The organism is Cognatishimia maritima, assembly GCF_900129685.1.
Lineage (GTDB): Bacteria > Pseudomonadota > Alphaproteobacteria > Rhodobacterales > Rhodobacteraceae > Cognatishimia > Cognatishimia maritima.
The window spans coordinates 430,990-457,697 of the sequence record NZ_FQWM01000001.1; the positions used below are offsets into that span (position 1 = coordinate 430,990).

Genomic DNA, 26,708 nt, shown 5'->3' on the forward strand with positions numbered 1-26,708 from the left:
AGGACGTTGCCTGTGGACATCGCCGCATTGAAAGCCAAAAATCCCGATCATTGGATGAAGGCCACCGCCATCCGCGCCCTCGCGCTTGACGCCGTTGCTGCGGCCAATTCGGGCCATTCTGGCATGCCCATCGGCATGGCCGACGTGGCAACCGTGCTGTTTGAAAAGCACCTGAAATTCGACGCGGCCAACCCACAATGGCCAGACCGCGACCGTTTTATTCTGTCTGCGGGCCACGGCTCTATGTTGATCTACGCCCTGCTTTACCTGTCGGGTGACAAGCAGGTGACGCTGGATCAGATCAAGAACTTCCGCCAGCTGGGCGCATTGACCGCAGGCCACCCGGAAAACTTCCTGATCGACGCGGTGGAAACCACCACAGGCCCGTTGGGCCAAGGGATTGCAAACTCTGTCGGTTTCGCGATTGCCGAAGAAATCCAGCGCGCCACCTACGGCAAGAAACTTGTCGATCACAACACCTATGTGATCGCAGGCGACGGCTGTTTGATGGAAGGTCTGTCACAGGAAGCCATCGGCATCGCCGGCCGGCATTCGCTGGGCAACCTGATTGTCTTCTGGGATAACAACAACATCACCATCGACGGCACGGTGGACCTGTCCGACCGCACGAACCAAATCCAGCGCTTCAAAGCCTCTGGCTGGCACGTGCAAGAGATCGACGGTCACGATCCAGACGCCATCGATGCTGCGATCACGGCCGCGAAGAAAACCAAAAAGCCGTCCATGATCGCTTGCAAAACCCATATCGCATTGGGTCACGCGGCGCAGGATACCTCCAAAGGCCACGGTGCATTGACAGACGCCGATCAGCTGAAAGCCGCCAAGGACACTTGGGGTTGGAATTACGGTTCCTTTGAAATCCCGGCAGACATCAAGTCTCAATGGGAGGCGATTGGCGCTCGCGGTGCGTCAGAACGCGAAGCGTGGGAGGCCCGTTTTGCAGAAGCCTCTGCGCAGAAGCAGGCGAAATTCAACCGCGCCTATGCACTGGAAGCGCCTAAGAAGCTGTCAGCCGCCATTAAAGCGCTGAAAAAGCAAGTTTCTGAAGAGCAGCCAAAGGTTGCGACCCGGAAGTCATCCGAGATGGCTTTGTCTGTTGTGAACAGCGTCTTCCACGAAACCGTGGGCGGCTCTGCTGACCTGACCGGGTCCAACAACACCAAGACCGATGATCTTGGCATGTTTGACACCAACAACCGCAAGGGTCGTTACATCTACTGGGGCATCCGCGAACACGGTATGGCCGCAGCAATGAACGGTATGAACCTGCACGGCGGTATGCGCGCCTATGGTGGGACATTCATGGCCTTCACCGACTACGCGCGCCCCGCGATGCGTCTGGCGGCCCTGATGAAGATCCCAACCGTTTTCGTGATGACCCATGACTCCATCGGTGTCGGCGAAGATGGCCCAACCCACCAGCCGGTGGAACACGTCGCGATCTCTCGTTCTACCCCGAACACCTATGTGTTCCGCCCAGCCGACACCGTGGAAACGGCGGAGGCCTGGGAAATCGCCGTGACCTCCACGTCAACACCGTCTGTCATGGCGCTGACCCGTCAGGGTCTGCCAACCGTGCGAACCGAACACAAGCTGAAGAACCTGACCGAACAAGGCGCTTACGTGCTGGCAGAGGCTGAAGGCAAACGCCAAGCGATCCTGATTGCCACCGGCTCTGAGGTCGAGGTGGCCCTGAAAGCCCGCGACTTGCTGCAGGCCGATGGCATCGGCACTCGCGTGGTTTCCATGCCCTGTATGGAACTATTCGCAGAACAAGACGAAAGCTATCGCCGCAAAGTGCTGCCAGCGGGCCCTGTACGTGTCGGTGTCGAGGCTGGCGTGCGCCAAGGCTGGGATCAGTGGCTGCTGGGTGAACGCGGTAAGTTTGGCAAAGCGGATTTCGTCGGCATGGACAGCTTCGGCGCGTCGGCCCCTGCGGGCGAACTTTTTAAAAAGTTCGGCATCACGGCAGAGAACGTTGCCGAGAAAGTCAAAGCGCTGCTCTGAGCATCGCACCACACCAAAGACCAAGGGCGCCCCAATCGGAGCGCCCTTTTTTATTGCCCTGATCTGACCATCTCTCTGATCTTCACAGCTTTTTCAAAATGATCCAATTCATGGATTTTGATCCACCATGTCGCAGCCGCAAAAAGCGCCTCGGGATCGTCATTTTTGTTTGCGAAAAATGCATAGAAAGAAACACCAACCGTCTCTCCTTTCTTTGCTATTTTCTCATCACAAACCTGAATGATCTTTGCACGTAGTTCTTCTCGCATCTCAGCCTTGATCATCTTACTCAAAATACTCCCGCCGGTGGCATCTACCTTCTCAACAGGGTTTCAAGCTTTCTTTGGCCGAACCGCGTTCCAAGCTGGCACCAGGATCTTGGTCGCAACGGGGATAAGAACAAACCCCAACGCAAGGCCCAGTACGCCATCCATGGCGGCTTTGGCCGTCCATTCGACAAACCCTTCCCAAGCCGCAGGAACGGTATGCGCCACTGCATAGGCCCAATCGTGAATATGATGGCCGAGCCAAGAAAATCCCATTTCCTCAAGCCCATGTACGATGATGGACCCGCCGACCCAAAGCATGGCAGCAGTGCCCACAATGGTCAGCAGTTTCATAAAGCCAGGCATCGCCTTGACCAGGCCACGACCAAAGGCGCGACCAAATCTGGTGTGGCCTTTTTCGCTGAGCCAAAGCCCCACATCATCAGCTTTTACGATCAGCGCGACAGAGCCATAGACGGCAATCGTGATCGCGATGCCGACCACAGCCAAAGTCGCGGCTTCAAGCCAGAAATTGCTCTCCGGTATGGCGGCAAGTGCAATTGTCATAATTTCGGCAGACAGGATAAAATCCGTTTTGATGGCCCCGGCTGCTTTCTCTTCCTCCAGGTGGGCCGGGTCGCTCTGCATATCATCTTCTTTGAAAACGTGATGCCCAGCATCGCTGTGAAACAGCGCATGGGCGATTTTCTCGGCCCCTTCAAAACACAGATAGGCGCCGCCCAACATAAGCAGCGGTGGGATCATCCACGGGGCGAAATTCGCCAGCAAAAGCCCAATGGGCAGCAAGATCAGCAGCTTGTTTTTGAACGAACCCTTCGCAATGCGCCAGATGACTGGCAACTCCCGGCTCGCTTCAAACCCGTGCAGATATTTCGGAGTAACCGCCGCATCATCAATCACGGCACCGGCGGCCTTGGCCCCGGCTTTGGCGGCATTGGCTGCGACATCGTCAATCGACGCGGCCGCCACTTTAGCGATCCCCGCGACATCGTCCAAAAGCGCTAAAAGTCCACTCATCACACACCCCTTTTTTGCCGCGCCGCGCGACTTCGCTCACTTTCTAAAGATAGCGGCTGTCAGTGCAATGCCAATGGCATTTACGGAACATATAAATGAAACGCTCCGCCAGCGCCCAAGGTTCCAAACGAACGCCTTGGGGCATTAGCCCAAGCGGTCGTCCAGCGCCTTTTTTACGTCTGGGGTTACAAATTTGCTGACGTCGCCGCCGAGGCGCGCGATTTCTTTTACCAGCTTGCTGGCAATTGCTTGATGTTCCAATTCAGCCATCAGAAAGACTGTTTCAATGCTGTCATCCAGTGCACGGTTCATGCCAACCATCTGATATTCATATTCAAAATCGGTGACAGCACGCAGGCCGCGAATGATGATCTGCGCCCCGACATCCTTGGCGCAGTCAATCAGCAGGTTTTCGAATGGGTGTACGACAATTTCGACCCCGGTTTCTTTGGCCAGCTCGCCGCATTCCGCCTCGATCATGGCGACGCGTTCCTCAAGCGAGAACATGGGGCCTTTGTCGCGGTTGATGGCGACGCCAATCACCAGACGATCGACCAGAACGGTCGCGCGGCGGATGATGTCGATGTGCCCCAAGGTGATGGGGTCAAATGTCCCGGGATACAGACCGATGCGCATTTATTCTCTCCCACTGTCCCTTTGGCCCGAGCACGCAACAATATTGCGCCCGATATTGCAAGCGGTCTTTGACATTACCGGGTTCTTACGGGGTCAGTGTCCCATGATCATGCCCTCAAGGGCATCCTTCTCCATGGAGAGTTCTGAGAGCCGTGCCTTGACCACATCCCCCAGCGTGATCAAGCCAACCAGTTTGCCGCCCTCTACCACGGGCATGTGGCGGAAGCGCCCTTCGGTCATTTTTTCCAGCACGCCTACGGCGTCGTCTTTCAACTGGCAGGTCACCAATTCCTTGGTCATCAGGTCATCGACGCTATCGCTCATGCAGCTTGGCCCCCGAGAGCCAATTTCGCGCACGATGTCGCGTTCTGACAGAATGCCATCTGCCGTGGTTCCATCCGCCGAAACAACCACCGTCCCGATCCGGCGTTCAGCCAGAATCTTGGCTGCATCCTGTACCAAAGAGCCGGGCTTGACGGTAACAACCTCTGCGTCGCCCTTTTCCTTCAGAATTTGCTGCACCATCATGTCGCGGGTACCTCCGAACGTTTCTTTCGTTTTAATCAGCGTCACCGCAAGAATCGATAAAGTCAAGCGATCACGTCAACTAAGTGCCTCTAGCCGCTGGACTTCTTTACGCATGCCTTCGGTCAGCGCTGCCGCAAAGCGATTGTGCCGCTCCAGGCGTTTGTCGTCTTCGTGGCGCAGCAGGTAAAACGACCGCAGCAAAGAAAACCGCTTGGGCAAAACGCGTGAAACGCCGGGCAAGGCGGGCAGCGAAAAGTCGTGCACAATGCCGATGCCCGCCCCCTGTCTGATCCAATGCGCCTGCACCGAGACCGAATTTGACGCGAGTTGCGGTGCTTCGATCCCGATTTCGCCAAGGTAGTCGACCTCTTTGGAATAGATCATGTCGGGGATATAGCCGATGATGCGGTGGGGGCGCAGTTGCTCGACCGTTGTGATAGGGTCGTGGCGCGCCAGATAGCTATCGGCGGCGGCGATGCTTAGGCGATAGTCAGTGATCTTTTGCACCATCAAACGCCCGGTTTGCGGAGGGCTGACCGCGACCGCAAAATCCGCTTCTCTTTTGGACAGGCTAAACAGACGCGGCAGCGCGACGATCTGGATTTCCAAATCCGGGTTCGCACGCGCAATTTCGGCGCAGACCTGCGGCAGCACAAAGTTGGCGGCCCCATCCGGGGCACCAATACGTATCTGGCCCCGCAGCCCCTCCTCTTGCCCGCTCATGGCTTCTTCGGCCAGCTGCATGCTTTGTTCCGCGCGCTCTGCATGTTGCAAAAGCCGCTCGCCCATCTCGGTCAGCGCGTAGCCGGTGGGCGACTTCACAAACAATGACGCCCCATAGCTCGTCTCCAGCCGCGCGATCCGGCGTCCAACCGTCGCCGGGTCCAGCCGCAGCTGTTTGCCAGCGCGCGACAGGCTGTCATTGCGCGCCAATGTCAGAAACACACGCAGATCGTCCCAATTTGGTTGCACAGGCCACCTTTGCATTTTTGCAATATTGATTTGGGATACTGCGTCTTTTGCATTGCATTTTGCAAGACTAAACTCTGCACAAAGATGAGGAGAGTCTCCAATGCAAGAATTGACCCATTTCGTAAACGGCACCCATGAAAAAGGCACATCAGGCCGGTTTGCCGATGTCTACAACCCTGCAACAGGCGAAGTGCAGGCCAAAACGCCTTTGGCCACCAAGGACGAGGTCGACGCCATTGTCGCCAAGGCCGCCGAAGCCCAAGTGGCATGGGCAAAAGTGAATCCGCAGCGCCGCGCGCGCGTGATCATGAAGTTCGCCGCCCTGATCAATGACAATATGGACAAGCTGGCCGAATTGGTTTCGCGCGAGCATGGCAAGACCCTGCCCGACGCACGCGGCGATGTGCAGCGCGGACTAGAGGTTGTCGAGGTCTGCATGGGCGCGCCCAATATGCTGAAGGGCGAATATACCGACAGCGCAGGCCCCGGTATTGATCTTTATTCCATGCGCCAGCCACTGGGTGTTGTTGCCGGGATCACGCCGTTCAACTTCCCTGCCATGATCCCACTGTGGAAAATGGCCCCTGCGATTGCGGCGGGCAACGCCATGGTTCTGAAACCATCCGAACGTGTGCCATCTACATCGCTGGCGCTGGCGGAGCTCTTTAAAGAAGCCGGCCTGCCAGATGGTGTTTTGCAGGTTGTGAATGGCGACAAAGAGGCCGTGGATGCGCTTTTGGACAACGAAACCATTCAGGCTGTGGGCTTTGTAGGCTCTACGCCCATCGCGCAATACATCTATGGCCGCGCCGCCAATAACGGCAAACGCGCGCAATGTTTTGGTGGCGCGAAGAACCACATGGTGATCATGCCGGATGCCGATCTCGACAAGGCGGCGGACGCGCTGGTTGGCGCAGGATTTGGCGCCGCGGGCGAACGGTGCATGGCGATTTCCGTGGCTGTGCCTGTGGGCGAAGAAACTGCCGACCGCCTGATTGAAAAGCTGATCCCTCGGGTCGAGTCACTGAAAGTTGGCCCCTATACTGCCGAAGAAGAAGTCGACTTTGGCCCAGTGATCACAGCAGCCGCTAAGGACCGGATCAACGGGCTTGTGAATTCCGGTGTCGATCAAGGCGCAAAGCTAGTGGTCGATGGGCGCGACTTCTCACTTCAGGGCTATGAGGATGGCTTTTTTGTAGGACCATCGCTGTTTGACCACGTCACACCAGAGATGGATATCTACAAAGAAGAAATCTTTGGCCCGGTTCTGTCCACCGTGCGCGCTGGCACCTATGACGAGGCGCTTGATCTGGTGATGAACAGCCCCTACGGCAACGGCACTGCGATTTTCACAGCAGACGGCGACACCGCGCGCGACTATGCAAGCCGCGTGAATGTTGGCATGGTTGGCATCAACTTCCCGATCCCTGTGCCACTGTCCTATTATACCTTTGGCGGCTGGAAAAAATCGGCCTTTGGCGATCTAAACCAATACGGACCAGACGCCTTCCGCTTCTATACCAAGACAAAAACCGTCACCTCGCGCTGGTTCTCTGGCATCAAAGACGGCGGCGAGTTTAACTTTAAAGCGATGGATTGACGCAGTCCGAGCTACAACCAAAAGCCCAATGAAAACCCGCCCTTGAGGCGGGTTTTTCCGCGTGGGCTGGAGAAACTTGGAAACAATCCCCTATAGGTTGTATTTTTACTTTCCCTTCTCGAAATAAAATGCTTAGATTTCAGATAATTCCAGTACGACGCCGGAGAGACCCTCGGCTATTATCTCGCAAAGGTTGTTTTTCATGCCTTCTGCCACCTACCCGCTACCGGACCAGAACATCCTGTTTGTGCACTGCAGCGGGTTCATGGAGCCAAAGGATGTGATCGGCTGGCAAGTCGAAGACCAAATCGGCGTATCCGGTGCCCTTGGGTTTGTGACCCTCGTGGATCTGTCGGACGTCACTGGCACGGACATGACCTTTGACGACCTGAACGCGGTCTACGGGCAATTGGTACGGCACTATCAGCCACGTAAACAAAGGCTGACCTTGCTGCTTTATGCGCCAGATGACCTGACCTTTGGCATGACTCGGATTATGCAATCGCTTTCTGGCATGACGGATCACGTGACAGTCCAAGTGTTTCGCAAAGCCGAGCGCATTGGCGATCATTTGCCGGATCTGACATTGGGCTTTTTTGATCTACGCGCCAAGGCGCTTTCATCGCGGGGCTGCGAACGCTCCCCCTGCTCTGCTGGTGCCTGCCCATAGGCTCGGATCGGACCTATCTGCTTGCACCTCCTGATATTCCCTGTCTAACTGATTCAAAAAAGAACAATGCGCGCATAGGACAGTGGAGGATGCATGCCCGTAAAAGCCCCTGATTTCACAATCGGAATCGAAGAGGAATACCTGCTGGTCGACAAGGACAGCTTTGACCTTGCCCCGGCCCCAGAGGCGCTGATGGAGGAATGCAAATCCGAGTTGCAGGACCAGGTCAGCCCCGAGTTTCTGGATTGCCAAATAGAGATCGGCACACGTGTTTGCCAAAACGTTGGGGAAGCACGCGAAGATCTGAAACGTCTGCGCAGCACGGTAGCCCGAGTCGCCGGACGCTATAATCTCGCCCCGATTGCCAGTTCTTGCCACCCGTTCAGCGATTGGCGTGATCAGAGACACACCGACAAAGACCGCTACAACGCGCTCTCTGATGTATTGGGCGGCGTCGCGCGGCGCATGTTGATCTGCGGGATGCACGTGCACGTTGGGATCGAAAACCGCGAAATGCGGATCGATATTATGAACCAACTCAGCTATTTCCTACCGCATCTGCTGGCACTGTCTGGGTCATCGCCGTTTTGGCAAGGGGATGACACCGGGCTGTCCTGCTATCGCCTAACCGTCTTTGACAACCTTCCCCGCACCGGACTGCCGCAGGTGATGGACAGTTGGGGGCAATGGGAACGCTCGGTCGAGGCCCTGCGTATGTTGGGCGTGATCGAAGACAGTTCCAAAATCTGGTGGGATCTGCGCCCGTCCAGCAAGTTCCCGACACTGGAAACCCGCATCTGCGATGTGTCCCCGCGTCTGGAAACCACGCTGTCGCTGGCCGCCATGAACCAGGCCTTGGCGCGCATGCTGTATCGTTTGCAAACCAAGAACCAGCGCTGGCGGCTTTATGACAACTTCCTGATCAAGGAAAACCGCTGGCGGGCACAGCGTTATGGCACCACCGAAGGGCTGATTGATTTTGGTCGTCGCGAGATCGTGCCCCTGGCCGACCTGATGCGAGAGCTGCAAGAGTTGATTGCCGAAGACATGGTTGTCTTCAAAAGCACGGAAGCGGTTGAGAACGCAGTCGCCATCGCTGAAAATGGTAACGCGGCGCAGGATCAACGCAAGGTACTGCAGGCCTCTCTTGATGCTGGCAAGGACCAGAAAGAGGCAATGCGCGATGTTGTGAAGTTCCTGACCGAGGAATTCCACGCCGACCTGTAACTTACGCAGGATGCAAGGCACAGAACGCCCCTGCATTCAAAGGACGCGACGTCGCAAAGGAAACTGACGCGACGGCGCTAACCTATTTAAGTCCTGACACATTCTGGAAAGAAAGCTATTATAAGAACAACCGTTCAATAACCAACAAACGCACTTTCCCGGAGACGCCCATGGACTTCGCGCTGACCGAAGAGCAAACCCTGATTTTCGACATGGCCAAAAGCTTTGGCGAAGAACATATCGCCCCATTCGCCCAACAATGGGAGCGCGACGGGTCGATCCCCAAGGACCTTTGGCCGAAACTGGCAGAACTTGGGTTCGGCGGGCTTTATGTGTCGGAGGAATACGGCGGCTCTGGCCTGTCGCGGCTTGATGCGACGCTGGTGTTCGAAGCGCTCGCCATGGCCTGCCCGGCCGTTGGTTCATTCCTGTCGATCCACAATATGTGCGGCGGCATGATCGACAAATTCGGCTCTGAGGCGTTGAAGCAGCGCGTGCTACCCGGCCTCTGCAGCATGGAGAAATTCTATTCCTACTGTCTGACCGAACCGGGCAGCGGATCGGACGCGGCAGCGCTGAAAACTCGCGCTGAGAAACAAAACGACGGTTATGTGCTGAACGGCACCAAAGCCTTTATCTCTGGTGGCTCCTATTCCGACGCTTATGTCGTCATGTGCCGCACCGGCGAAGATGGCCCGAAAGGGATTTCAACCGTGATCGTCGATGACGGCGCGGCGGGCCTGTCCTTTGGGGCGTTGGAACAGAAAATGGGCTGGAAGGCGCAGCCGACATCGCAGGTTCAGTTTGACGACTGCAAGATTCCGCTAGAGAACCTTGTCGGCGAAGAAGGTCGTGGCTTTTCCTACGCGATGGCCGGACTGGACGGCGGGCGTTTGAACATCTCTGCCGGAGCATTGGGCGGCGCGCAGCAGGCGCTAGATCAAACCGTGCAATATATGTCGGAGCGCAAGGCCTTCGGCCGGTCCATCGATCAATTTCAAGCGCTGCAATTCCGCCTCGCGGAATATGAGACCAAACTGCAGGCCGCGCGCACTTTCCTGCGACAGGCGGCGTGGAAACTGGACAACAAAGATCACGACGCCACCAAATTTTGCGCCATGGCAAAGCTGATGGTGACAGACGTCGCCTTTGAGGTTGCAAATGGCTGTCTACAACTGCATGGCGGCTACGGCTACCTTGCCGACTATGGGATCGAAAAGATCGTGCGCGACCTACGCGTGCACCAGATCCTAGAAGGCACAAACGAGATCATGCGCCTGATCGTGTCCCGCCAAGTCATTGCCTCTTAACCCATTCAAAAGGCTGACAGAATGAGCGATATCCTACTCCGCAAGGTCGGTCGCACGGGTCGCGTGACTTTCAATCGCCCCAAGGCGCTGAATGCGTTGAACTATCAAATGTGCCTCGCCCTTGAAGAGGCGCTGGATGCTTGGGCCACGGACGAGGACGTGCAGATGCTTGTCATTGACGCCTCTGGCGACCGTGCCTTTTGCGCGGGGGGCGACATTGGTGAAATCTACGCGACCGGCACCAAAGGGGATTTCGCCTATGGGCAGAAATTCTGGGCTGATGAATACCGTATGAACGCCAAGATGTTCGAGTTCCCAAAACCAGTTGCGGCCTTCATGCAGGGATTCACCATGGGCGGCGGCGTCGGTGTTGGTGGTCATGCGTCTCATCGCGTGGTTGGCGACAGCAGCCAGATTTCGATGCCCGAATGCGGGATTGGCTTGGTGCCCGATGTTGGTGGCAGTTACCTTTTGGCACATGCACCAGGCAGGCTTGGCGAATACCTTGGGCTGACCGCTACCCGCATGAAGGCGGCTGACGCGATTTACGCGGGGTTTGCCGACTACTACATTCCTGAAAGCGACTGGCCAGACTTGATTACAGCGCTCGAACAAACGGGCGATCACAGCCTGATCGACGCCGCCGCGCAGCCTGCGGGCCAAAGCGATCTTGCCCAAATGCAACCGCAGATCGACGCCTGTTTTGGCGGGGCGACCCTGCGCGATATCCTGAACGCCTTGCAGGCGGACGACAGCGATTTTGCAAAGCAGACGTTGAAGACCATGTCGCGCAATTCGCCGCTTGCCATGGCTTGCACCGTTGAGCTGCTGCACCGCAATCGCGCCTACGACACGCTGCGCCCGGCATTGCAGCAAGAATACCGCTATACCTATCGCGCGCTGGAGCATTCGGATTTCCTTGAAGGCATTCGTGCCGCGATTATTGACAAAGACCGGTCGCCGCGCTGGCGCCATCAACCGGAGGACCTGCCGCCGCTTGCGGTGACGCAGATGTTGATGCCGCTTGGAGACGCGCAGCTGACTTTTGAAAAGGGAGAGTAGAGCATGAAAATTGGCTTTATCGGTTTGGGAAACATGGGTGGTCCAATGGCCGCGAATTTGGCCAAGGCGGGTCACGAGGTTATCGGTTTTGATATGGCCTCGGTCGAGATTGACGGCGTCTCCCTTGCGTCGTCTGCTGCAGAGGCGGCCAAAGACGCAGAGGTCGTGATCACCATGCTGCCCAACGGCCAAATCCTGCGCGCTGTTGCCAATGACATTCTCCCAGCCATGACCAAAGGCGCGGCCTTTGTGGATTGTTCGACTGTTGATGTCGACAGCGCCAAAGCCGTGGCCGCGCAGGCCGAGGCGGCAGGCCTATTGGCCGTGGATGCGCCTGTTTCGGGCGGCGTTGGCGGCGCTGCGGCCGGCACGCTGACCTTCATGGCGGGCGGCAGTGCCGCGGCCTTTGCGAAGGCTGAGCCGCTTTTTGACATCATGGGCCAGAAGGCCGTGCATTGCGGCGACGCGGGTGCGGGACAGGCCGCCAAGATCTGCAACAATATGATCCTTGGCGTCACGATGATCGCCACCTGCGAGGCTTTTGCCTTGGCCGACAAACTGGGTCTGGACCGTCAAAAGATGTTTGACGTGGTCAGCACCTCCTCGGGCTATAGCTGGTCGATGAACGCCTACTGCCCTGCCCCCGGTGTCGGGCCGCAAAGCCCGGCGGACAACAACTATCAACCTGGCTTTGCGGCGGAACTTATGCTGAAAGACCTGCGGCTGTCGCAACAGGCCGCCGATTCAGCAGATGCGGATACGCCGATGGGCCAACTTGCCAGCGCGCTTTACGAACAGTTCGTTGAAAACGAAAATGGCTTGGGCATGGATTTCTCTGCCATGTTGCCCCGGTTTGAAAAGCGTGGGCGGAGTTGATTTAGATCATATTCCACTAAAAGAATGTAATGTAGAAAACATCATCAACCGTAGAAGGAACAGATGATGTTTTCCACAAATGTTGGCAATCTGGATCGTACCATTCGCATCGTCTTGGGGGCCCTGCTGGTCCTTGGCGCGCTGTTGGGGTACGGGCTTTGGATGTGGATCGGCGTGATCCCTCTGATCACCGGCCTTATGAAAACCTGCCCAATATATTCACTGTTAGGCATGTCGACCTGTCCGCGTAAACAGGGGTGATCCCCAGATTATTGCGACAAATTCTGAAGCGTGACGCGCGTGGCTTCGTCTGCGGGGAAGAACAATTCGATCCGCAGATCAGCCAAGGCGATGTCCTCTGTCGCGCCGAATTGGCTGATCGTTGAAAACAGCGACAAGTCTTGGCCGCCGACCCGATAGTGGGTCGGCATCATGGCGGGCAAGGCATAGACGTCGTGCGCGTCCTCAGGGGTGTTTGTGACCCGCTGCTCAAGCGCTGAAATCGCGGCCTCAAGAACAGAATCGCGCCCGAAATGTGCAAGCTCAGTCCGCAAACGGGCCAAAGCAAGCTGTTCGACGTCATCCAGGTTCAGGATAGCAGACCGCAGTGCCTCGTTAGACAGAAACGCATCCAGCAAGCTGTCCCCGCTTTGCAGCCCAGCGGCTCCGAACATGATTTCCGCAATCGGGTTCAGCGCCGCCAGCCGCCAATGCCGATCAAGCGCGATCGCCGGATAAGGCGCGTGACGGGTCAGCATCCAGTCCACGGCGGCCTTCATCGGGGCCATTTCTTCGGCACTTAAAGCGCGTGCCTCATAGGCTGGCGCCAGCCCAGCAGAGGTCAACATCAAGTTGCGCGCCCCGCGCGGTACATCCAACTCTTCGCAAAGAGACTGCACCATTGCCCGGCTAGGACGCGCGCGCCCGGTTTCTAGGAATGAGATATGGCGCGCGGAAACCCCAGCCGCCAAAGCGAGATCGAGCTGGCTGCGCCTACGCATACCGCGCCATGACTTGAGCGTTTCACCAAATTTCTGCGGCATGCGACATCCGATTCCTTCAAACGGCTTCTGCCCAAGCATAGCGAACATTTGCATGAGTTCACTTACCTCTGAGGTAATTGAGCCGTCTCGATAAAGGCCTCTACTTGGTCCGTGACACGCAGATCAACGAAAGGAATGTTCATGACACACACCACAGCAACCCGCGCCCTCCTTATCGCAAATGGATCAGGAATCGTTTTCGGAGCGATTATGGTCCTGTCCGTACTACTCGGTTCGCCCGCCCCGATGAATTTTGCTTTGGATCTGATTTATTTGCCGCTGGACGGCGCACAGCACCTTTCGGACGGACCAACCAGTCTTTTGACCGCAGTGTCTGGCGGCATCATGTTGGGCTTTTGCGTGATGGGCTGGTTGGTCACCCACCATATCTACCGCCGGGACCCAAGCTTAGGTGGCCGCATCATCGGGGTTAGTTTCTTTACGTGGTACGTCAGCGACAGCGCGGGGTCCATCGCTGCGGGCGCTTGGTTCAATGTCCCATTCAACAGCCTATTCTTGGCGCTCTTCCTCGTGCCTCTCGCGATGAACCGCTCCACCCGGCAACAAACCGCTACCACAAAGGCATAAGGGAACTCCTGCTGCCCCTGATCGTTATTGCCATGTAGATGAAAGAAAACATCAGGAGGCGATGATGAAATCGACAGCCCTAATTCTAAGCGCTGCCTTGGCGGCCACCCTACCCCTTGCAGGCTTTGCTGATCCGGGCAAAGGCAAGGGGAATGGCAAACACCATGTCAAACAATCGGTCGGAGACACCGCGCAGTTTTGCCCGCCGGGTTTGGCCAAAAAAGACCCGGCCTGCATTCCACCCGGTCAAGCGAAGAAGCACGTCGACGAAGGGGAGGCCCCCTATTCCGAAGGTGACGTGATCGTCGTTGAGAACTACACGATCCTTGAGAACCCGGAACAGTATGATCTGGACCCAAATGAGGTCTACTATCGCGTCGGCGACTATATCTATCGCGTGGACCGCGACAGTGCAGAGGTTCTGGACCTGATTGGTGCAGTCACGGCCATCCTGAACTAACAGCGCATATACGAACGAAAAAACGCGCCGAGACCCCTCGGCGCGTTTTATACTTTCTGCTCAGGCGGATAGTCTATTCGGCGGCCACGCGTCTGGTATTCAGCATTTCTTTCAAATAGCGGCCTGTATGGCTGCGCGGCTCTTGGGCGACGTCCTCTGGCGTGCCCACAGCCACGATCTCGCCACCACCATCGCCGCCTTCAGGACCGATGTCGATGATATGATCGGCGGTTTTCACCACGTCCAGGTTGTGTTCAATGACCACAACCGTATTGCCTTGGTCGACCAATTCATGCAGCACCTCAAGCAGCTTACGCACATCTTCGAAATGCAGACCGGTGGTTGGTTCGTCCAGAATATACAATGTACGCCCGGTAGAGCGTTTCGCGAGTTCCTTTGACAGTTTCACGCGCTGCGCTTCGCCACCCGACAGCGTCGTTGCTTGCTGTCCGACCTTGATGTAGTCCAATCCAACGCGACTGAGCGCTTCCATCTTGTCGCGGATCGACGGCACCGCTTTGAAAAACTCACGCGCATCTTCGACGGTCATGTCCAGCACATCCGCAATGGATTTGCCTTTGAACTTAATCTCTAGAGTCTCGCGGTTATAGCGCGCGCCCTGGCAGGTCTCGCAGGTGACATAGACGTCGGGTAAGAAGTGCATTTCGATCTTAATGACGCCGTCGCCCTGACAGGCCTCACACCTTCCACCCTTGACGTTAAAGCTGAACCGCCCTGGCTTGTAGCCGCGCGTTTTCGCCTCTGGCAGACCCGCAAACCAATCTCGGATGGGCGTGAAGGCCCCGGTGTAGGTCGCTGGGTTTGACCGAGGAGTCCGGCCAATAGGGCGTTGGTCAATATCGATCACTTTGTCGAGGTGTTCGAGGCCCTTGATCGTCTCACAAGGCGCAGGCGTCTGCCGCGCGCCGTTCAAGCGCATTGAGGCTGTCTTGAACAGGGTTTCAATCGTCAGGGTGGACTTGCCACCGCCCGACACCCCAGTCACGCAGACAAACTTGCCCAGCGGGAAATCCGCCGTGACCTCTTTGAGGTTGTTGCCCGTCGCTTTGACGACGCTCAGCGTCTTACCGTTGCCCTCACGTCGTTCTCCCGGCACGCTGATTTCACGCGCACCCGACAGGTATTGGCCTGTGATCGACCCGGCATCGGCCTGAATTTCCGCAGGTGTGCCTTTGGACACCACCTGCCCGCCATGCACCCCGGCCCCCGGCCCGATGTCAAAGACATAGTCCGCCTCGCGGATCGCTTCCTCGTCGTGTTCCACCACGATCACGGTATTGCCCTGATCGCGCAGGTTTTTCAGCGTGCCAAGCAGGCGGTCATTGTCGCGTTGATGCAGCCCAATCGAAGGCTCGTCCAGCACATACAGCACACCGGTTAGGCCCGACCCAATTTGACTCGCCAAACGAATACGCTGGCTTTCACCACCAGACAGCGTGCCACTTGAACGTGACAGCGTAAGGTATTCTAATCCCACGTTATTCAGAAACCCAAGCCGCTCTTTGATCTCTTTGATGATCGCGCGGGCGATTTCGTTTTTCTGATTGGTCAGGCTGGCGGGAACCTCTTCCATCCAGTTTGCCGCCTCGCGGATCGACATTTGAACCACGTGACCCACGTGATTGCCCGCGATCTTAACGGCCAATGCCTCATCGCGCAGACGGTGGCCCCGACACGCCCCACAGGGACGGTTGTTCTGATAGCGCTCAAATTCTTCGCGAATCCAGTTGGAATCCGTCTCGCGATAGCGGCGTTCCATATTCGGAATGACCCCTTCGAAAACGCGTGTCACTTCGTAGACCCGCCCGCCTTCGTCATAGCGGAACTTGATCTCTTCCTCGCCAGATCCATAGAGGAACACCTGCTGCACATGGGCAGGCAGGTCTTTCCACGAGGTATTCTTGTCAAACTCGTAATGTTTGGCGATGGCTTCGATGGTCTGCAGGAAATAAGGCGACTTGCCTTTCCGCCATGGGGCCAGCGCGCCGTCATAGATTTTCAGCGTCGCGTCGGGCACCACCAGACGTTCGTCAAAGTAAAGTTCTTTGCCAAGGCCGTCACATTCCGGGCAGGCCCCGAAAGGCGCGTTGAACGAAAACAGGCGCGGCTCGATCTCGGGAATCGTAAAGCCGCTGACCGGGCAAGCGAAGTTCTCCGAAAACGTTAGGCGTTCCGGGTCGCCCTCTTTCGGCGCGGTCTCTAGAATGGCGATGCCGTCCGCCAGATCAAGCGCGGTGCGCAGGCTGTCAGCCAACCGAGTTTCTAGGCCCTCTCGGACAACGATCCGATCCACAACAACGTCGATGTCGTGACGGTATTTCTTGTCCAATGTGGGCGGCGTGTCGAGGTCGTGGAACTCTCCATCCACCTTTACGCGCTGAAATCCCTGCTTCCGCAGTTCGAGGAATTCTTTTTTGTATTCACCTTTGCGGTCCCGCACGATGGGGGCCAGCAGATAGCCGCGCGTGCCCTCTTCTAAGTGCATGATCCGGTCAACCATGTCCTGCACCTGTTGCGCCTCAATCGGAAGGCCCGTGGCTGGCGAATAGGGCGTCCCCACCCGCGCGAAAAGCAGGCGCATGTAATCGTAAATTTCCGTCACGGTCCCCACGGTCGAACGTGGATTTTTGGACGTGGTTTTCTGTTCGATCGAAATCGCCGGGCTTAGGCCGCTGATGTGATCCACATCGGGCTTTTCCATCATATCAAGGAACTGCCGCGCATAGGCCGATAGGCTTTCAACATAACGGCGCTGACCCTCGGCATAGATCGTGTCAAAGGCCAAAGAGGATTTCCCCGACCCCGAAAGACCCGTGATCACCACCAACTGGTCGCGCGGAATATCGACGTCAATGGACTTAAGATTATGCTCGCGCGCGCCGCGCACTTCGATGTTTTTCAGTTCAGGCATAAAGGCCCCCAAATGCAGCCCGTTACAGATAGGTCGCCGGGCCCGACTCTCCAATAGCAAAAAGTGAACAAAATATGAACACCCAATCACTTATTTATGGAGTCGTCCCCTGAACTAAAGTGAAATGCAAGGCGCGAAGCTTCAAAACCGCGATACCACTCTTGCCGCTGCCGAAATCTGTCAACAGGTTTAGCATTCTCCGAAGGAATGAGTGTTCCCATTGACCTGCGCCCGAACCGAGGGGCGGGAGCAAAGCGCCCGCCCCGTGGGGGTGGTTCGGGCGCTGCCAAAGCTTTTTGCTTTGGCAATTGGCAACTATGCACTATGCCTTCCGCGCTAATCCCCAAGTCACGATCGGAAAGGCCTTATCGTTCTCCAACGGGTCTGTATCTGCATCATATTCCGGCGGCCAGCTTTCTTCGAGATTGCGCGCCGCTGCGTGACGGTTGCCCCAAGCTGCCGTCCGAATGTCGTCTTCCGGGAAACCCACTTCGATCAAGAAGTTCCTCAATCCCCGTGCCGACCAGCGCGTGCAGTCATGCGGGGCTGCGTGGTACGGCACGTGAAATGGTACGGCCAGCCAGAAATACCCGCCGGGGCGCAGCATCTCCATCACGTGTTTGGTGGCCGCGTAGGGACGATCCAGATGCTCCCAGACTTGGTTGGCAAGAATCAGGTCATATTTCAAAACCTCACCGTCGGCGTAGCGCACAGGCCCCTTGCAAATGTCATGGGCGGGGAATTTGTACTGCACATAGGACTTGGTCTTAAGGTTCATCCCCCATTGGCCGGAAATCTCGGCCACGTCCATGTCTTCGGCGCCGATTTCTTCCATCAAACGACGGCTGCGGCGGTTCATAATCACCCGGTTCAGGCTTGGCATTCGGTCAATCCGTTCCGTGTCAGATGTGAATGGCGCGCCCATAAGCGTCCAGAACACTTTCGTGCATCATCTCGCTAAGGGTCGGATGCGGGAAAACCGTTTCCATCAACTCAGCTTCGGTGGTTTCCAGCGTGCGACCCACCACATAGCCCTGGATCATCTCTGTCACCTCAGCCCCGACCATATGTGCACCAAGCAATTCGCCCGTTTTGGCGTCAAAGACGGTTTTCACCATGCCTTCGGGCTCACCCAAGGCGATGGCCTTGCCGTTGCCAATGAAGGGGAAGCGGCCGACCTTGATGTCATAGCCCGCGTCCTTTGCTTTGGCTTCCGTCATCCCGACCGAGGCGACCTGCGGGTGGCAATAGGTGCAGCCAGCGATGCTTTCGGGTTTGACGGGATGCGGTTTGCCGCCCGCAATCAATTCGGCAATCATCACGCCTTCGTGGCTGGCCTTATGCGCCAGCCAAGGCGCGCCGGCGACGTCCCCAATGGCATAAAGGCCATCAACTCCTGTGCGGCAGTATTCATCTGTCACGATATGCGTGCGGTCGACCTTGACGCCTAGCCCGTCAAGCCCAAGCCCTTCGACATTGCCGACGATGCCCACGGCGGAAATCACGCTGTCAAAGTCGTGTTTCTCGACCTTGCCGCCGACCTCGATATGCGCCGTCACCTTGCCCTTGCCGCGATCCAATTGTTTGACCGCCGCCTTTTCCATGATTTTCATGCCCTGCTTTTGGAAGGACTTTTTGGCAAAGGCGGAAATCTCTGCATCTTCGACGGGCAGGATACGATCCATGACTTCAACGACCGTCGTTTCTGCACCCAAGGTATTGTAGAAGCTTGCAAATTCGATCCCGATGGCGCCTGAGCCAATCACCAGCAGCTTCTTGGGCATCCGCGGCGGCTGCAGCGCGTGTTTGTATGTCCAGACCAGATCGCCGTCTGCTTCCAAGCCCGGCAACTCCCGCGCCCGCGCGCCGGTGGCAATCACGATGTGTTTTGACGTCAGCTCTTCGGTGCCTTTGTCGGTTTTGACCGAAACCTTGCCTTTCGCGGGTAAGGTCGCCTCTCCCATAAAGGTCGTGACTTTGTTTTTCTTCATCAGATGGCCGATGCCGGAATTCAATTGTTTGGCCACACCACGCGAACGTTTTACCACCGCGTCGAGGTCGTAAGAGACATTCTCGGCGCTTAGCCCGTAGTCCTTCGCGTGGTTCATCAAGTGAAACACTTCTGAGGACCGCAGCAACGCTTTGGTCGGGATACAACCCCAGTTCAGGCAGATGCCGCCCATATGCTCGCGTTCGACAATTGCGACCTTCAGACCAAGTTGCGCCCCCCGGATTGCCGCCACATAGCCCCCGGGCCCCGCACCGATTACGATCATGTCAAAGGATTTTGCGGCCATGTGGTCCTCCCGTTAAGTGTTTCAAGAACCTTACGAAGGTGGTCGCGAAGTGCAATCAGGTTTTTTGCTGATCAACCTGATCGCTTTGTGGCACGAAGTCCGAATTGTCACACTTCATCAAAACTGCAGGCCCCCAATCGGTGGCCACCACATCCCCATAGGCGCGAAACCCGAGGGCTACATAAAGGCCCACGGCATGCGTGTTGTTGGGGTCAGGATCGGTAGCGATGACGGGTGCCCCTTCGGCAAAAAGCGTCGCCATATGTTGCGCAATAAAGCGCTTGCCATGCCCTTGCCCCAGCATATTGGGATCGGCAAGATAAAGATCGATCCCGCGCGCACCCTTGGGCAGATCGGCGAAGTGGTGATCAAAGTCCCAGCCATGAACGCTATAGTCTTGGATATAGGCAAACGGGTGCTGGTCGAGGGAAACGATCCAGCTTCGGACCAAAGGACGCGCAAGTTCGGCGTCAGTCAACGGCTCATCATCGCCCCACCATTCCCGCACATGTGGGTGTTTGCGCCATGCCTCGATCATCGGCAAATCCGAACGCGCGACGCGGCGAAACTGATATGTCTGAGGATGTGATATTGAACACCCCCCCCCTGTCTCGTCAGTAAAACTGCGCAATGTTTGCGGTGCGAGGCAACAAAAAACCCGCGCGAAAAGGCGCGGGTTCAAAGCATTCCATCGGCGACCCGATCAGGCTGCTTGCAGTTCCTGAACAGTTGCGCCGTAGCCACCTTTGTCCAAAAAAGCTTTCTCAGCTTCGGTGCAGCGTCGATCCAGATCTGCGTTGCGGTGCGGGAAGCGACCAAACATGCGGATCACCTCGCGGTGGGCGCGGGCGTGCAACAAGTTGTTTTCTGCATTCTCCAGCCGATCTTTGATCAGACGCACACAGCGATCCTGATCACACAGGTTTTCTGAATGCATTAGCGGCATGTAAAAGAACATGCGTGCAGGTTGATCGATCTTAAGATCCCACCCTTTTTTTATCGCTGATTTCGCCACGGCTAAGGCGCGCCGGTCCGAGGCAAACGACCGACCGTCGCCGCGGAACATATTGCGCGAAAACTGGTCCATCAGAATGATGTAGGCCAGACACCCGCTTGGGTAGGTCATCCACTGCCCCAAGCCGCCTTTCATGGCTTTTTCCCAATCGGGCAAAAAGCGTTCTTTAATGGTTTCGTCCAGTGCGTCGGACGCTACGTACCAGTCTTTTGGCTCTACCTCATCAAGCCAAAAACTCAGTATCTCTTCAGGCCCTGCCATAGCCCTACTCCTTTTCAGAGACATTGATCTATTACAAAAATGTTACACACGTTCTTAACGGACAGAAAAGTCATTTTTTGCTTCAAAACCGACATTTACCTCTCATTGTCGCTTTCCATCGACTCATCGGCGGCAATTTGGGCAACTTCCAGCGCTATTGGCGAGGAGGTTGGCGAAAGTGCGGCGAAACTTGATGTGTCTTCGATGGATTTTGCAGGGCGCTTAACCATCCGGTAGGCGGCGTAGGCGGCAAGAACGGCCATCAAGGCCGTCATATAGCCGAAATAGGCAACTGCGCCAAATCTGTTCATCAACCAACCGATGGCGATTGGGCCAATGATGGCGCCAAGCCCATTCACAAAAAGCAAACTGCCAGAGGTCCCCGCCATTTCATCGTGCTCGACAAAGTCATGGGTGTGGGCCAGCAACAGCGAATAGAGCGGGTTCACCGTGCCGCCTAATACAAAGGCCGAAACTAAAAGTGCGGTGAAATTTTCGATATAGATTGACCCGGCAAATCCGCCGAACACGCTGGCGCAGGACACCAGCATGATCAAAACGCGCCGGTCCATGCGATCTGACAGCCAGCCGATTGGGAACTGCGTCACCAGGGCACCCACGTAAAAGGCAGCCACAAACATCGAGATTTCACGCACGGACATCCCAACTTCTGTGCCAAAAACCGCCGCCATACCGAACTGCGCCGCGAACATACCCCCCAGCAGGAAAATCCCGACAAACCCCAAAGGCGAAAGCGACCAAAGGTTGCGGAAACTCATGCTTTTGGATTGATCAAAGGCCGGCGTGGGCACGACGGAAAGCAAGATGGGCGCGAAGGAAATCGAAACCAGAACCGAGGGGATCACGAACAGCGCAAAGCCAGAAGGATCACCCAAAAGCAACAGCCCCTGCGCCGCAATGATGCCCAGCATCTGAACGATCATGTAAAACGACAGCGCCTGCCCACGGGTCTCATTGCTCGCGGCGTTGTTCAGCCAACCCTCGGCGGTCACATACACACCTGAGAAGCAGAACCCGATCACAACGCGGATCGCGACCCATGCCCAAGGGTTGGACACCACCGGAAAGAGGATCAAACAGGCTGAAATGAACGACGCTAGCGCTGCGAAGACTCGCACATGGCCAACCCTGCGGATCATCTCTGGCGTCAGCTTGGAGCCGCCCAGAAACCCGACGAAATAGGCGGACATCACATAGGACATCTCTGTGGTGGAAAATCCTTCGATTTCCCCGCGCACGCCCAACAAGGTCCCGTGCATGCCATTGCCCAGCATCAAGAGCAATATCCCAAGCAACAAGGCCCAGGCACCCGCTAGAAACTGCACCATTATCAAATCTCCCGCGCCGCGCGGACTTGCGTCGACTCACAAATTCGCGCCTAACACACTTGCCGCTTCCGCCACAATGTCTGTGAACGCCTTGGCTGATTTAGGGCAAAAGAAGCGAGGAATCGCCGTAAGAGAAGAACCGATACTCTTGATCGATGGCGTGGCGATAAATCTCGCGCACCCTGTCCTGCCCCATCAATGCTGAAACGAGCATCATCAAGGTTGATTTCGGCAGGTGGAAGTTCGTCATCAGTGCATCAGTGACCTGAAACTGAAAACCGGGATAGATGAAGATATCCGTTTCGCCCTCCCACGGGGCAATCTCTCCGCCACGTGCGGCGCTTTCGATCAGACGTAGGGCGGTTGTGCCCACCGGGATAACCCGACCACCCTGCGCTTTGGTCTCAGCGATTTCAGCTGCGGCCTTTTCGCTGACGCGCCCCCATTCGGCGTGCATCTTGTGGGTGGTGACATCATCGACCTTGACCGGCAGGAACGTCCCTGCTCCGACGTGCAGTGTGACATGTGAAAACTGGACACCCAAGGCGTTTAGTTTGGCCAGCAGTTCTTCATCAAAATGCAAAGATGCGGTCGGCGCGGCGACCGCGCCGGAATGACGTGCAAAGACCGTTTGATAGTCTGTCCTATCCTGTTCATCCGCAGGGCGTTTCGCAGCGATGTAAGGCGGCAAAGGCATGGCACCCGAAGATTGCAGCGCGGCTTCAAAGGCTTCGCCTTCGGCATCAAACCGCAACACTGCCTGCCCATCCTCTTTGCGCAGCAGTTCTGCCGAAAAATCTTCGGCGAAATGGATCAGCTCACCTTCTTTGATTTTCTTCAACGGCTTCAGCAACGCGCTCCATTGGCCTTCACCTTTGGGGTCAAGCAAAGTGACTTCGATCTTGGCCTCAACAGGGCCTTGCGCGCTTTCACGTCGCCGCACGCCGGTCAGACGCGCCGGGATCACCTTTGTGTCGTTCAAAACCAACCGGTCGCCGGGGCGGAAGAATTGCGCGATATCATGCACATGGGCATCAGTGATGGTGTCAGCTGTTGCCACCAACAGCTTCGCAGAAGTGCGCGGTTTGGCGGGCCGGGTCGCGATCAGGCGCTCTGGCAGGTCAAAGTCAAAATCAGATAGCTGCATCGTGTCCTAGTCCGGCGTTACTCTGCCCCGATGGAGGTATCCTGCGATGGCTCAGCATCCGGCACCTGCGTCGGGCGGCGGAAAATCTCGCGAAGGAAGCCCGGCGTCAAGACCGAAAGCGGATTGACGGAAACGGAGGGCGACTCCGAGGTGCCCCGAAGGCTGTAGTTGAACCCAAACAGCCCCTCTCCGCGTTTTGAGACGGGCCGCCCAATGGCGTTGAGCATATAGATCGGCGACACGACGCCCTGCATGTCTAACTGTCCGGTGCCAAGGTGATAGATGCCATCCATAGAAATGCCCATAGACGGGCCAACCGCACTGCCCTCGGTCAAGTGCACATATGTCGGGTTCAATTCAAACGCAGCATTGATATCAGCAAAGGCAATGCCCGTGCCACCCAACTGATCCAGCAGACCCACCACGCTGATCGCATTCAGAAGTTCTGCCATCGCCGGAGCATCTTTGATCCGCACCGACGACGCGTTCAGCCGACCAGCAAAATGCCCATCGGGCCCATTGGGCTGCAACGTCACGTCAAGTTGCCCGCCTTGGGCCTGTTTCAGAATGCCGGCAGAGCGCATGGTGCCGCCCGCGTCTTCTGATTGAATGCGCACGGCAGAGCGCCCATTGCTCGGGACAACGGCACCTGAAATCGCGGCGCCGCCGTTGACCTGCGAGGTGAATTGCCCGCTGAACCCGCCCGATGTGGAGAACAAACCTTTCAAGCCGGTCAGCGCAATGCCTTCGGAAATCGTGACCCGATCAAGGGTCGCGTCGATCCTGATCCCGGCACCTGCCGCAGCCGCTTCCCCGCGTGCAACGGACGGCGCATTGCGCAGATCAAGCCGCCCGCTGCGCAACACCACATCCGGCGCGCGGCCTGTGCGCCCCACGAGATCAGCACTGCCCGAGAGCCAATTGCCAACCTGCACATCACTCAGCGCGACGCGGTCCAATCCGCCTTCGGGCTTTAACGTGATCCCGCCCTGCGCCTTCAGTCCCGGCGCGTCCAATGTCAAAAGGTCGACCGTCATTGGGCTGCTGAGCGTGCCTTCAACACTCAGGCTCGCGACTTGGTCTGCCGGTTTGAACCAACCCAAGGAGGCCACGCCCATCGTCAACCCGCGCGTATCTGTTGTGACCGAAAACCGGCCTGGCTCGCCCTTTTGAAACGCCAGTTCAAAGGCACCCTTTCCGCGGCCAGACACCAGGTCACTGGTCAGACCGATGTTGAATTCATCGATGAATTGCTCGCTCAGGTCCACTGTGCCCGAAACGCGGCTTTCCCCGCTGTTGTCGGGCCCTAAGCCAGTTACAAAGGTCGCATCAAAGGGCACGGCCCCAATCCGCCCCGGACCTGAAATGGTCAGGCTGTCATTGGTCGCACGCACATCTAAGATTTGGGCGGCGATCACCTTGTCCTTCACGAAATGGTCGCTGCGCACATCGGTCAGGCTGGCCGCGACATCAAACACAACATCGCCTGCTGGCAGCTTTGCTTTCAGAGGCAAGCTCAGTTTACCAACGGTTTGAGCACGGCCTTGCGCCAGATCGACAGGCAAATTGGCTTTGCTCAGGAACGACAGCGGCGCGTGATCCAACAGCGCCAATGTCGCGGTAATCGTGCCGTCGGTGCGCAGATCAACCACTGCCGGTGGTGGCTTCATCTTCGTGTCCGGGATGACAAATGTCGTCCCCGCAATTTCAATACCGCCGCCCTGCCCGGGGGACACGGTTCCGCCATGGGCCATGACGGCAAACCTATCTTCATGAAACACGGCCTGCCCGCGCCCATTTGTGACGATCGGCAGCGTCTTTGCGTAGCGGACCGAAGCCTCCTCGAAATGAAAGTCAACATAGGGCTGCAGCCCGCCCCTTGGCGCGGATCGCAGGGCGAGATTGATGTCCGTCAGGCGGCCGTCGTGAATGTTTTCGTCGATCCATTCACGGGTTTTGGGAACGGATTGTTCTGGCCACCAGGTCAACACGCGGCGTGCATCCAGCGCATCCATATGGCCGTTGACGGCAATCTGCCAGTCGTCATCCAGCGCCCGAATATCGGCATCAAGCACCAAAGAATGCCCCTGATCTTGAACCAGCATCTCCCCAATTTGTAGCGAAAACGGTTCAAGCTGCAGGTGTAGGTCCGCACGTGCGCGATCAATGGAAACCGGTGTTTCAAATAGGTCTGCGGGGTTCCCTGACAGTTCCGTCAAACGAATTTGCGCAATCAGCGCATTAGGCAAACCGCTGTCCACCTGCTCAAGATGGGCCTTGCCTTCGGCCCGAGCTGTGATCCACGAGCTTTCCACAAAAAGTTCATCAAAACGGATCGTATTGCTGCCCGGCAGATAGGTCAGATAGCTGCGCGCTGCGCGAAACGGAATGCCGGTCAGGTCGCGGTCTGGCTGGATGATGCCTTCGCCCACCTGCAAAGCCGCGCTGAGGGGGCCGAGCGCACCTGTTTCATCAATTTCGACCCGCATCGCGCCAGAAATTGGAGCGCGCAAGATATCAAGCCATGCCAAAGCAGGGGATTGCGTCGCGATATCTTCCGAAGCGACATCATCGACGATGATCCCGATCCCGGCAGAGGTTTCACCAATCGCGCTTTCGTAGTTGAATTCCAAAGTCGAAACATAATCTCGCCCGCCCAAAAGCGCCAAGTTTGCCGAGATACGCAGTTGGTCCTCAGCACGGCGCATCTGCAATTGACCGCCATCAATCGTCCACGCCCGTTTGGCGCGCAGGTCGTCAAACTGAACCGTCAACGCATCAACGGTGACATTCGTTAGCCGTTCAAATTGCGAAAAGGAAAGCCAACTGTCGATTTGCTCAATCAGATCAGGCAAGGTGATATCGGCGGCAACTCCTGCGTTTGCTCGCTCTTCGGCACCCGACAGGCTGTCTTGGGCCTCTCCAAAAGAAACCACCATTTGCCCGGTTTCAGCGCGACGCGCCTTTAGAAAAACGCCTGACAAACGAATATCTCGCGGCGCGACCTGACGTTGCAGCAAGCGCCGATAGGATAGCGAAGTCTCAGCCTCGGAAAACTCAAGCGCGGGTCCGCCATTTATCGGTCTGATCACAACCCGTTCGAGCAGAATGCGCGGGTGCCAATCTGCCTGGACTTCAACTGTCAGATTATCAAACCGCACCGAGGCTCCGGGCAGCGCCTTGGAAAATTCCGTGATCGCCCGGTCGCGCACCCAATCCGGTGCGGTGATTGTGCGGCCATTGATGTAAAGCAAACTGCCCGCAATCGCGACACAGGTCACAAGCACCAGAACGATGCTGCCCAGCACCATCCACCAGCTCCAATGCCGCCTACGCCGATCGGCACCTGCCTTTAGCGGCTGGGCCTCACGGCTTTCTGTCGAAGGGGTTTCGCTCATCTGCG

Annotated in this window: 24 protein-coding genes; 10 read left to right on the forward strand and 14 right to left on the reverse strand. The window is 56.8% G+C overall.

Annotated elements, in window-relative coordinates:
• The first annotated feature begins 54 nt into the window (after positions 1 to 54).
• Complete coding sequence (gene tkt / locus BUA39_RS02215) at positions 55 to 2,028, forward strand: transketolase (protein ID WP_423219927.1); 1,974 nt, start codon at positions 55 to 57, stop codon at positions 2,026 to 2,028.
• A 50-nt stretch (positions 2,029 to 2,078) separates the two neighbouring features.
• On the opposite strand, the gene BUA39_RS02220 is transcribed toward tkt, so the two are convergent.
• The 5 genes from BUA39_RS02220 to BUA39_RS02240 form a co-directional block, all read right to left on the reverse strand.
• Entirely contained in the window at positions 2,079 to 2,312 is a 234-nt protein-coding gene (locus BUA39_RS02220; RefSeq protein ID WP_242648539.1) for a DUF6500 family protein, read from the reverse strand.
• Positions 2,313 to 2,360: 48 nt separating this feature from the next.
• Entirely contained in the window at positions 2,361 to 3,332 is a 972-nt protein-coding gene (locus BUA39_RS02225) for a DUF808 domain-containing protein (RefSeq protein ID WP_072790324.1), read from the reverse strand.
• 144 nt (positions 3,333 to 3,476) lie between these two features.
• Positions 3,477 to 3,968 carry a pantetheine-phosphate adenylyltransferase gene (gene coaD / locus BUA39_RS02230; protein WP_072790328.1) on the reverse strand — a complete coding sequence of 164 codons (492 nt, stop codon included), beginning with the start codon at positions 3,966 to 3,968 and terminating at the stop codon, positions 3,477 to 3,479.
• Between the two features lie 93 nt (positions 3,969 to 4,061).
• Positions 4,062 to 4,496 carry a CBS domain-containing protein gene (locus BUA39_RS02235; RefSeq protein WP_072790331.1) on the reverse strand — a complete coding sequence of 145 codons (435 nt, stop codon included), beginning with the start codon at positions 4,494 to 4,496 and terminating at the stop codon, positions 4,062 to 4,064.
• Positions 4,497 to 4,571: 75 nt separating this feature from the next.
• Entirely contained in the window at positions 4,572 to 5,468 is an 897-nt protein-coding gene (locus tag BUA39_RS02240) for a LysR family transcriptional regulator (protein ID WP_072791670.1), read from the reverse strand.
• 100 nt (positions 5,469 to 5,568) lie between these two features.
• On the opposite strand from BUA39_RS02240, the gene BUA39_RS02245 reads away from it, so the two are divergent.
• The 7 genes from BUA39_RS02245 to BUA39_RS02275 all read left to right on the forward strand — a co-directional run bounded on the left by BUA39_RS02245 (position 5,569) and on the right by BUA39_RS02275 (position 12,474).
• Positions 5,569 to 7,068, forward strand: coding sequence for a CoA-acylating methylmalonate-semialdehyde dehydrogenase (locus BUA39_RS02245; RefSeq protein ID WP_072790334.1), 1,500 nt, complete (start codon positions 5,569 to 5,571; stop codon positions 7,066 to 7,068).
• Positions 7,069 to 7,270: 202 nt separating this feature from the next.
• Positions 7,271 to 7,738 (forward strand): hypothetical protein, encoded by a 468-nt coding sequence (locus BUA39_RS02250; RefSeq protein WP_072790338.1) that lies wholly within the window; start codon positions 7,271 to 7,273, stop codon positions 7,736 to 7,738.
• A 93-nt stretch (positions 7,739 to 7,831) separates the two neighbouring features.
• Entirely contained in the window at positions 7,832 to 8,965 is a 1,134-nt protein-coding gene (locus BUA39_RS02255) for a carboxylate-amine ligase (protein WP_072790341.1), read from the forward strand.
• A 170-nt stretch (positions 8,966 to 9,135) separates the two neighbouring features.
• Positions 9,136 to 10,275 carry an acyl-CoA dehydrogenase family protein gene (locus tag BUA39_RS02260; RefSeq protein WP_072790344.1) on the forward strand — a complete coding sequence of 380 codons (1,140 nt, stop codon included), beginning with the start codon at positions 9,136 to 9,138 and terminating at the stop codon, positions 10,273 to 10,275.
• A gap of 21 nt (positions 10,276 to 10,296) precedes the next feature.
• Complete coding sequence (locus BUA39_RS02265; RefSeq protein WP_072790348.1) at positions 10,297 to 11,337, forward strand: enoyl-CoA hydratase/isomerase family protein; 1,041 nt, start codon at positions 10,297 to 10,299, stop codon at positions 11,335 to 11,337.
• A 3-nt stretch (positions 11,338 to 11,340) separates the two neighbouring features.
• Complete coding sequence (mmsB, locus tag BUA39_RS02270) at positions 11,341 to 12,213, forward strand: 3-hydroxyisobutyrate dehydrogenase (RefSeq protein ID WP_072790351.1); 873 nt, start codon at positions 11,341 to 11,343, stop codon at positions 12,211 to 12,213.
• Between the two features lie 63 nt (positions 12,214 to 12,276).
• Positions 12,277 to 12,474, forward strand: a complete 198-nt coding sequence (locus tag BUA39_RS02275; protein WP_423219923.1) for a YgaP family membrane protein — start codon at positions 12,277 to 12,279, stop codon at positions 12,472 to 12,474.
• 8 nt (positions 12,475 to 12,482) lie between these two features.
• On the opposite strand, the gene BUA39_RS02280 is transcribed toward BUA39_RS02275, so the two are convergent.
• On the reverse strand, positions 12,483 to 13,256 hold the full coding sequence (locus BUA39_RS02280) for a helix-turn-helix transcriptional regulator (protein ID WP_072791671.1): 774 nt from the start codon (positions 13,254 to 13,256) through the stop codon (positions 12,483 to 12,485).
• A 141-nt stretch (positions 13,257 to 13,397) separates the two neighbouring features.
• Between BUA39_RS02280 and BUA39_RS02285 the strand changes: the two genes are divergently transcribed.
• Both BUA39_RS02285 and BUA39_RS16955 read left to right on the forward strand, forming a co-directional pair.
• The gene (locus tag BUA39_RS02285; RefSeq protein ID WP_072791673.1) at positions 13,398 to 13,844 is read left to right on the forward strand and encodes a hypothetical protein; all 447 of its coding nucleotides are present in this window, start codon (positions 13,398 to 13,400) and stop codon (positions 13,842 to 13,844) included.
• Positions 13,845 to 13,908: 64 nt separating this feature from the next.
• Positions 13,909 to 14,304, forward strand: coding sequence for a hypothetical protein (locus BUA39_RS16955; protein ID WP_072791675.1), 396 nt, complete (start codon positions 13,909 to 13,911; stop codon positions 14,302 to 14,304).
• Between the two features lie 73 nt (positions 14,305 to 14,377).
• On the opposite strand, the gene uvrA is transcribed toward BUA39_RS16955, so the two are convergent.
• The 8 genes from uvrA to BUA39_RS02330 all read right to left on the reverse strand — a co-directional run bounded on the left by uvrA (position 14,378) and on the right by BUA39_RS02330 (position 26,703).
• Entirely contained in the window at positions 14,378 to 17,236 is a 2,859-nt protein-coding gene (uvrA, locus tag BUA39_RS02295) for an excinuclease ABC subunit UvrA (RefSeq protein WP_072790357.1), read from the reverse strand.
• 322 nt (positions 17,237 to 17,558) lie between these two features.
• The gene (locus tag BUA39_RS02300; protein WP_341349520.1) at positions 17,559 to 18,176 is read right to left on the reverse strand and encodes a methyltransferase domain-containing protein; all 618 of its coding nucleotides are present in this window, start codon (positions 18,174 to 18,176) and stop codon (positions 17,559 to 17,561) included.
• A complete protein-coding gene (gene lpdA, locus BUA39_RS02305; RefSeq protein WP_072790360.1) occupies positions 18,139 to 19,533 on the reverse strand; it encodes a dihydrolipoyl dehydrogenase in 1,395 nt (464 codons plus the stop codon). The genes BUA39_RS02300 and lpdA overlap by 38 nt, the downstream gene beginning before the upstream one ends.
• A gap of 55 nt (positions 19,534 to 19,588) precedes the next feature.
• Positions 19,589 to 20,164, reverse strand: coding sequence for a GNAT family N-acetyltransferase (locus BUA39_RS02310; RefSeq protein ID WP_278246282.1), 576 nt, complete (start codon positions 20,162 to 20,164; stop codon positions 19,589 to 19,591).
• A 72-nt stretch (positions 20,165 to 20,236) separates the two neighbouring features.
• Positions 20,237 to 20,809: a DUF924 family protein gene (locus BUA39_RS02315; RefSeq protein ID WP_072790366.1), complete on the reverse strand. Its 573-nt coding sequence runs from the start codon at positions 20,807 to 20,809 to the stop codon at positions 20,237 to 20,239.
• A 95-nt stretch (positions 20,810 to 20,904) separates the two neighbouring features.
• Complete coding sequence (locus BUA39_RS02320; RefSeq protein WP_072790369.1) at positions 20,905 to 22,158, reverse strand: MFS transporter; 1,254 nt, start codon at positions 22,156 to 22,158, stop codon at positions 20,905 to 20,907.
• Positions 22,159 to 22,258: 100 nt separating this feature from the next.
• Positions 22,259 to 23,305, reverse strand: a complete 1,047-nt coding sequence (gene queA / locus BUA39_RS02325; protein ID WP_072790372.1) for a tRNA preQ1(34) S-adenosylmethionine ribosyltransferase-isomerase QueA — start codon at positions 23,303 to 23,305, stop codon at positions 22,259 to 22,261.
• 17 nt (positions 23,306 to 23,322) lie between these two features.
• Entirely contained in the window at positions 23,323 to 26,703 is a 3,381-nt protein-coding gene (locus BUA39_RS02330; RefSeq protein WP_084604658.1) for a YhdP family protein, read from the reverse strand.
• Positions 26,704 to 26,708 lie beyond the last annotated feature (5 nt).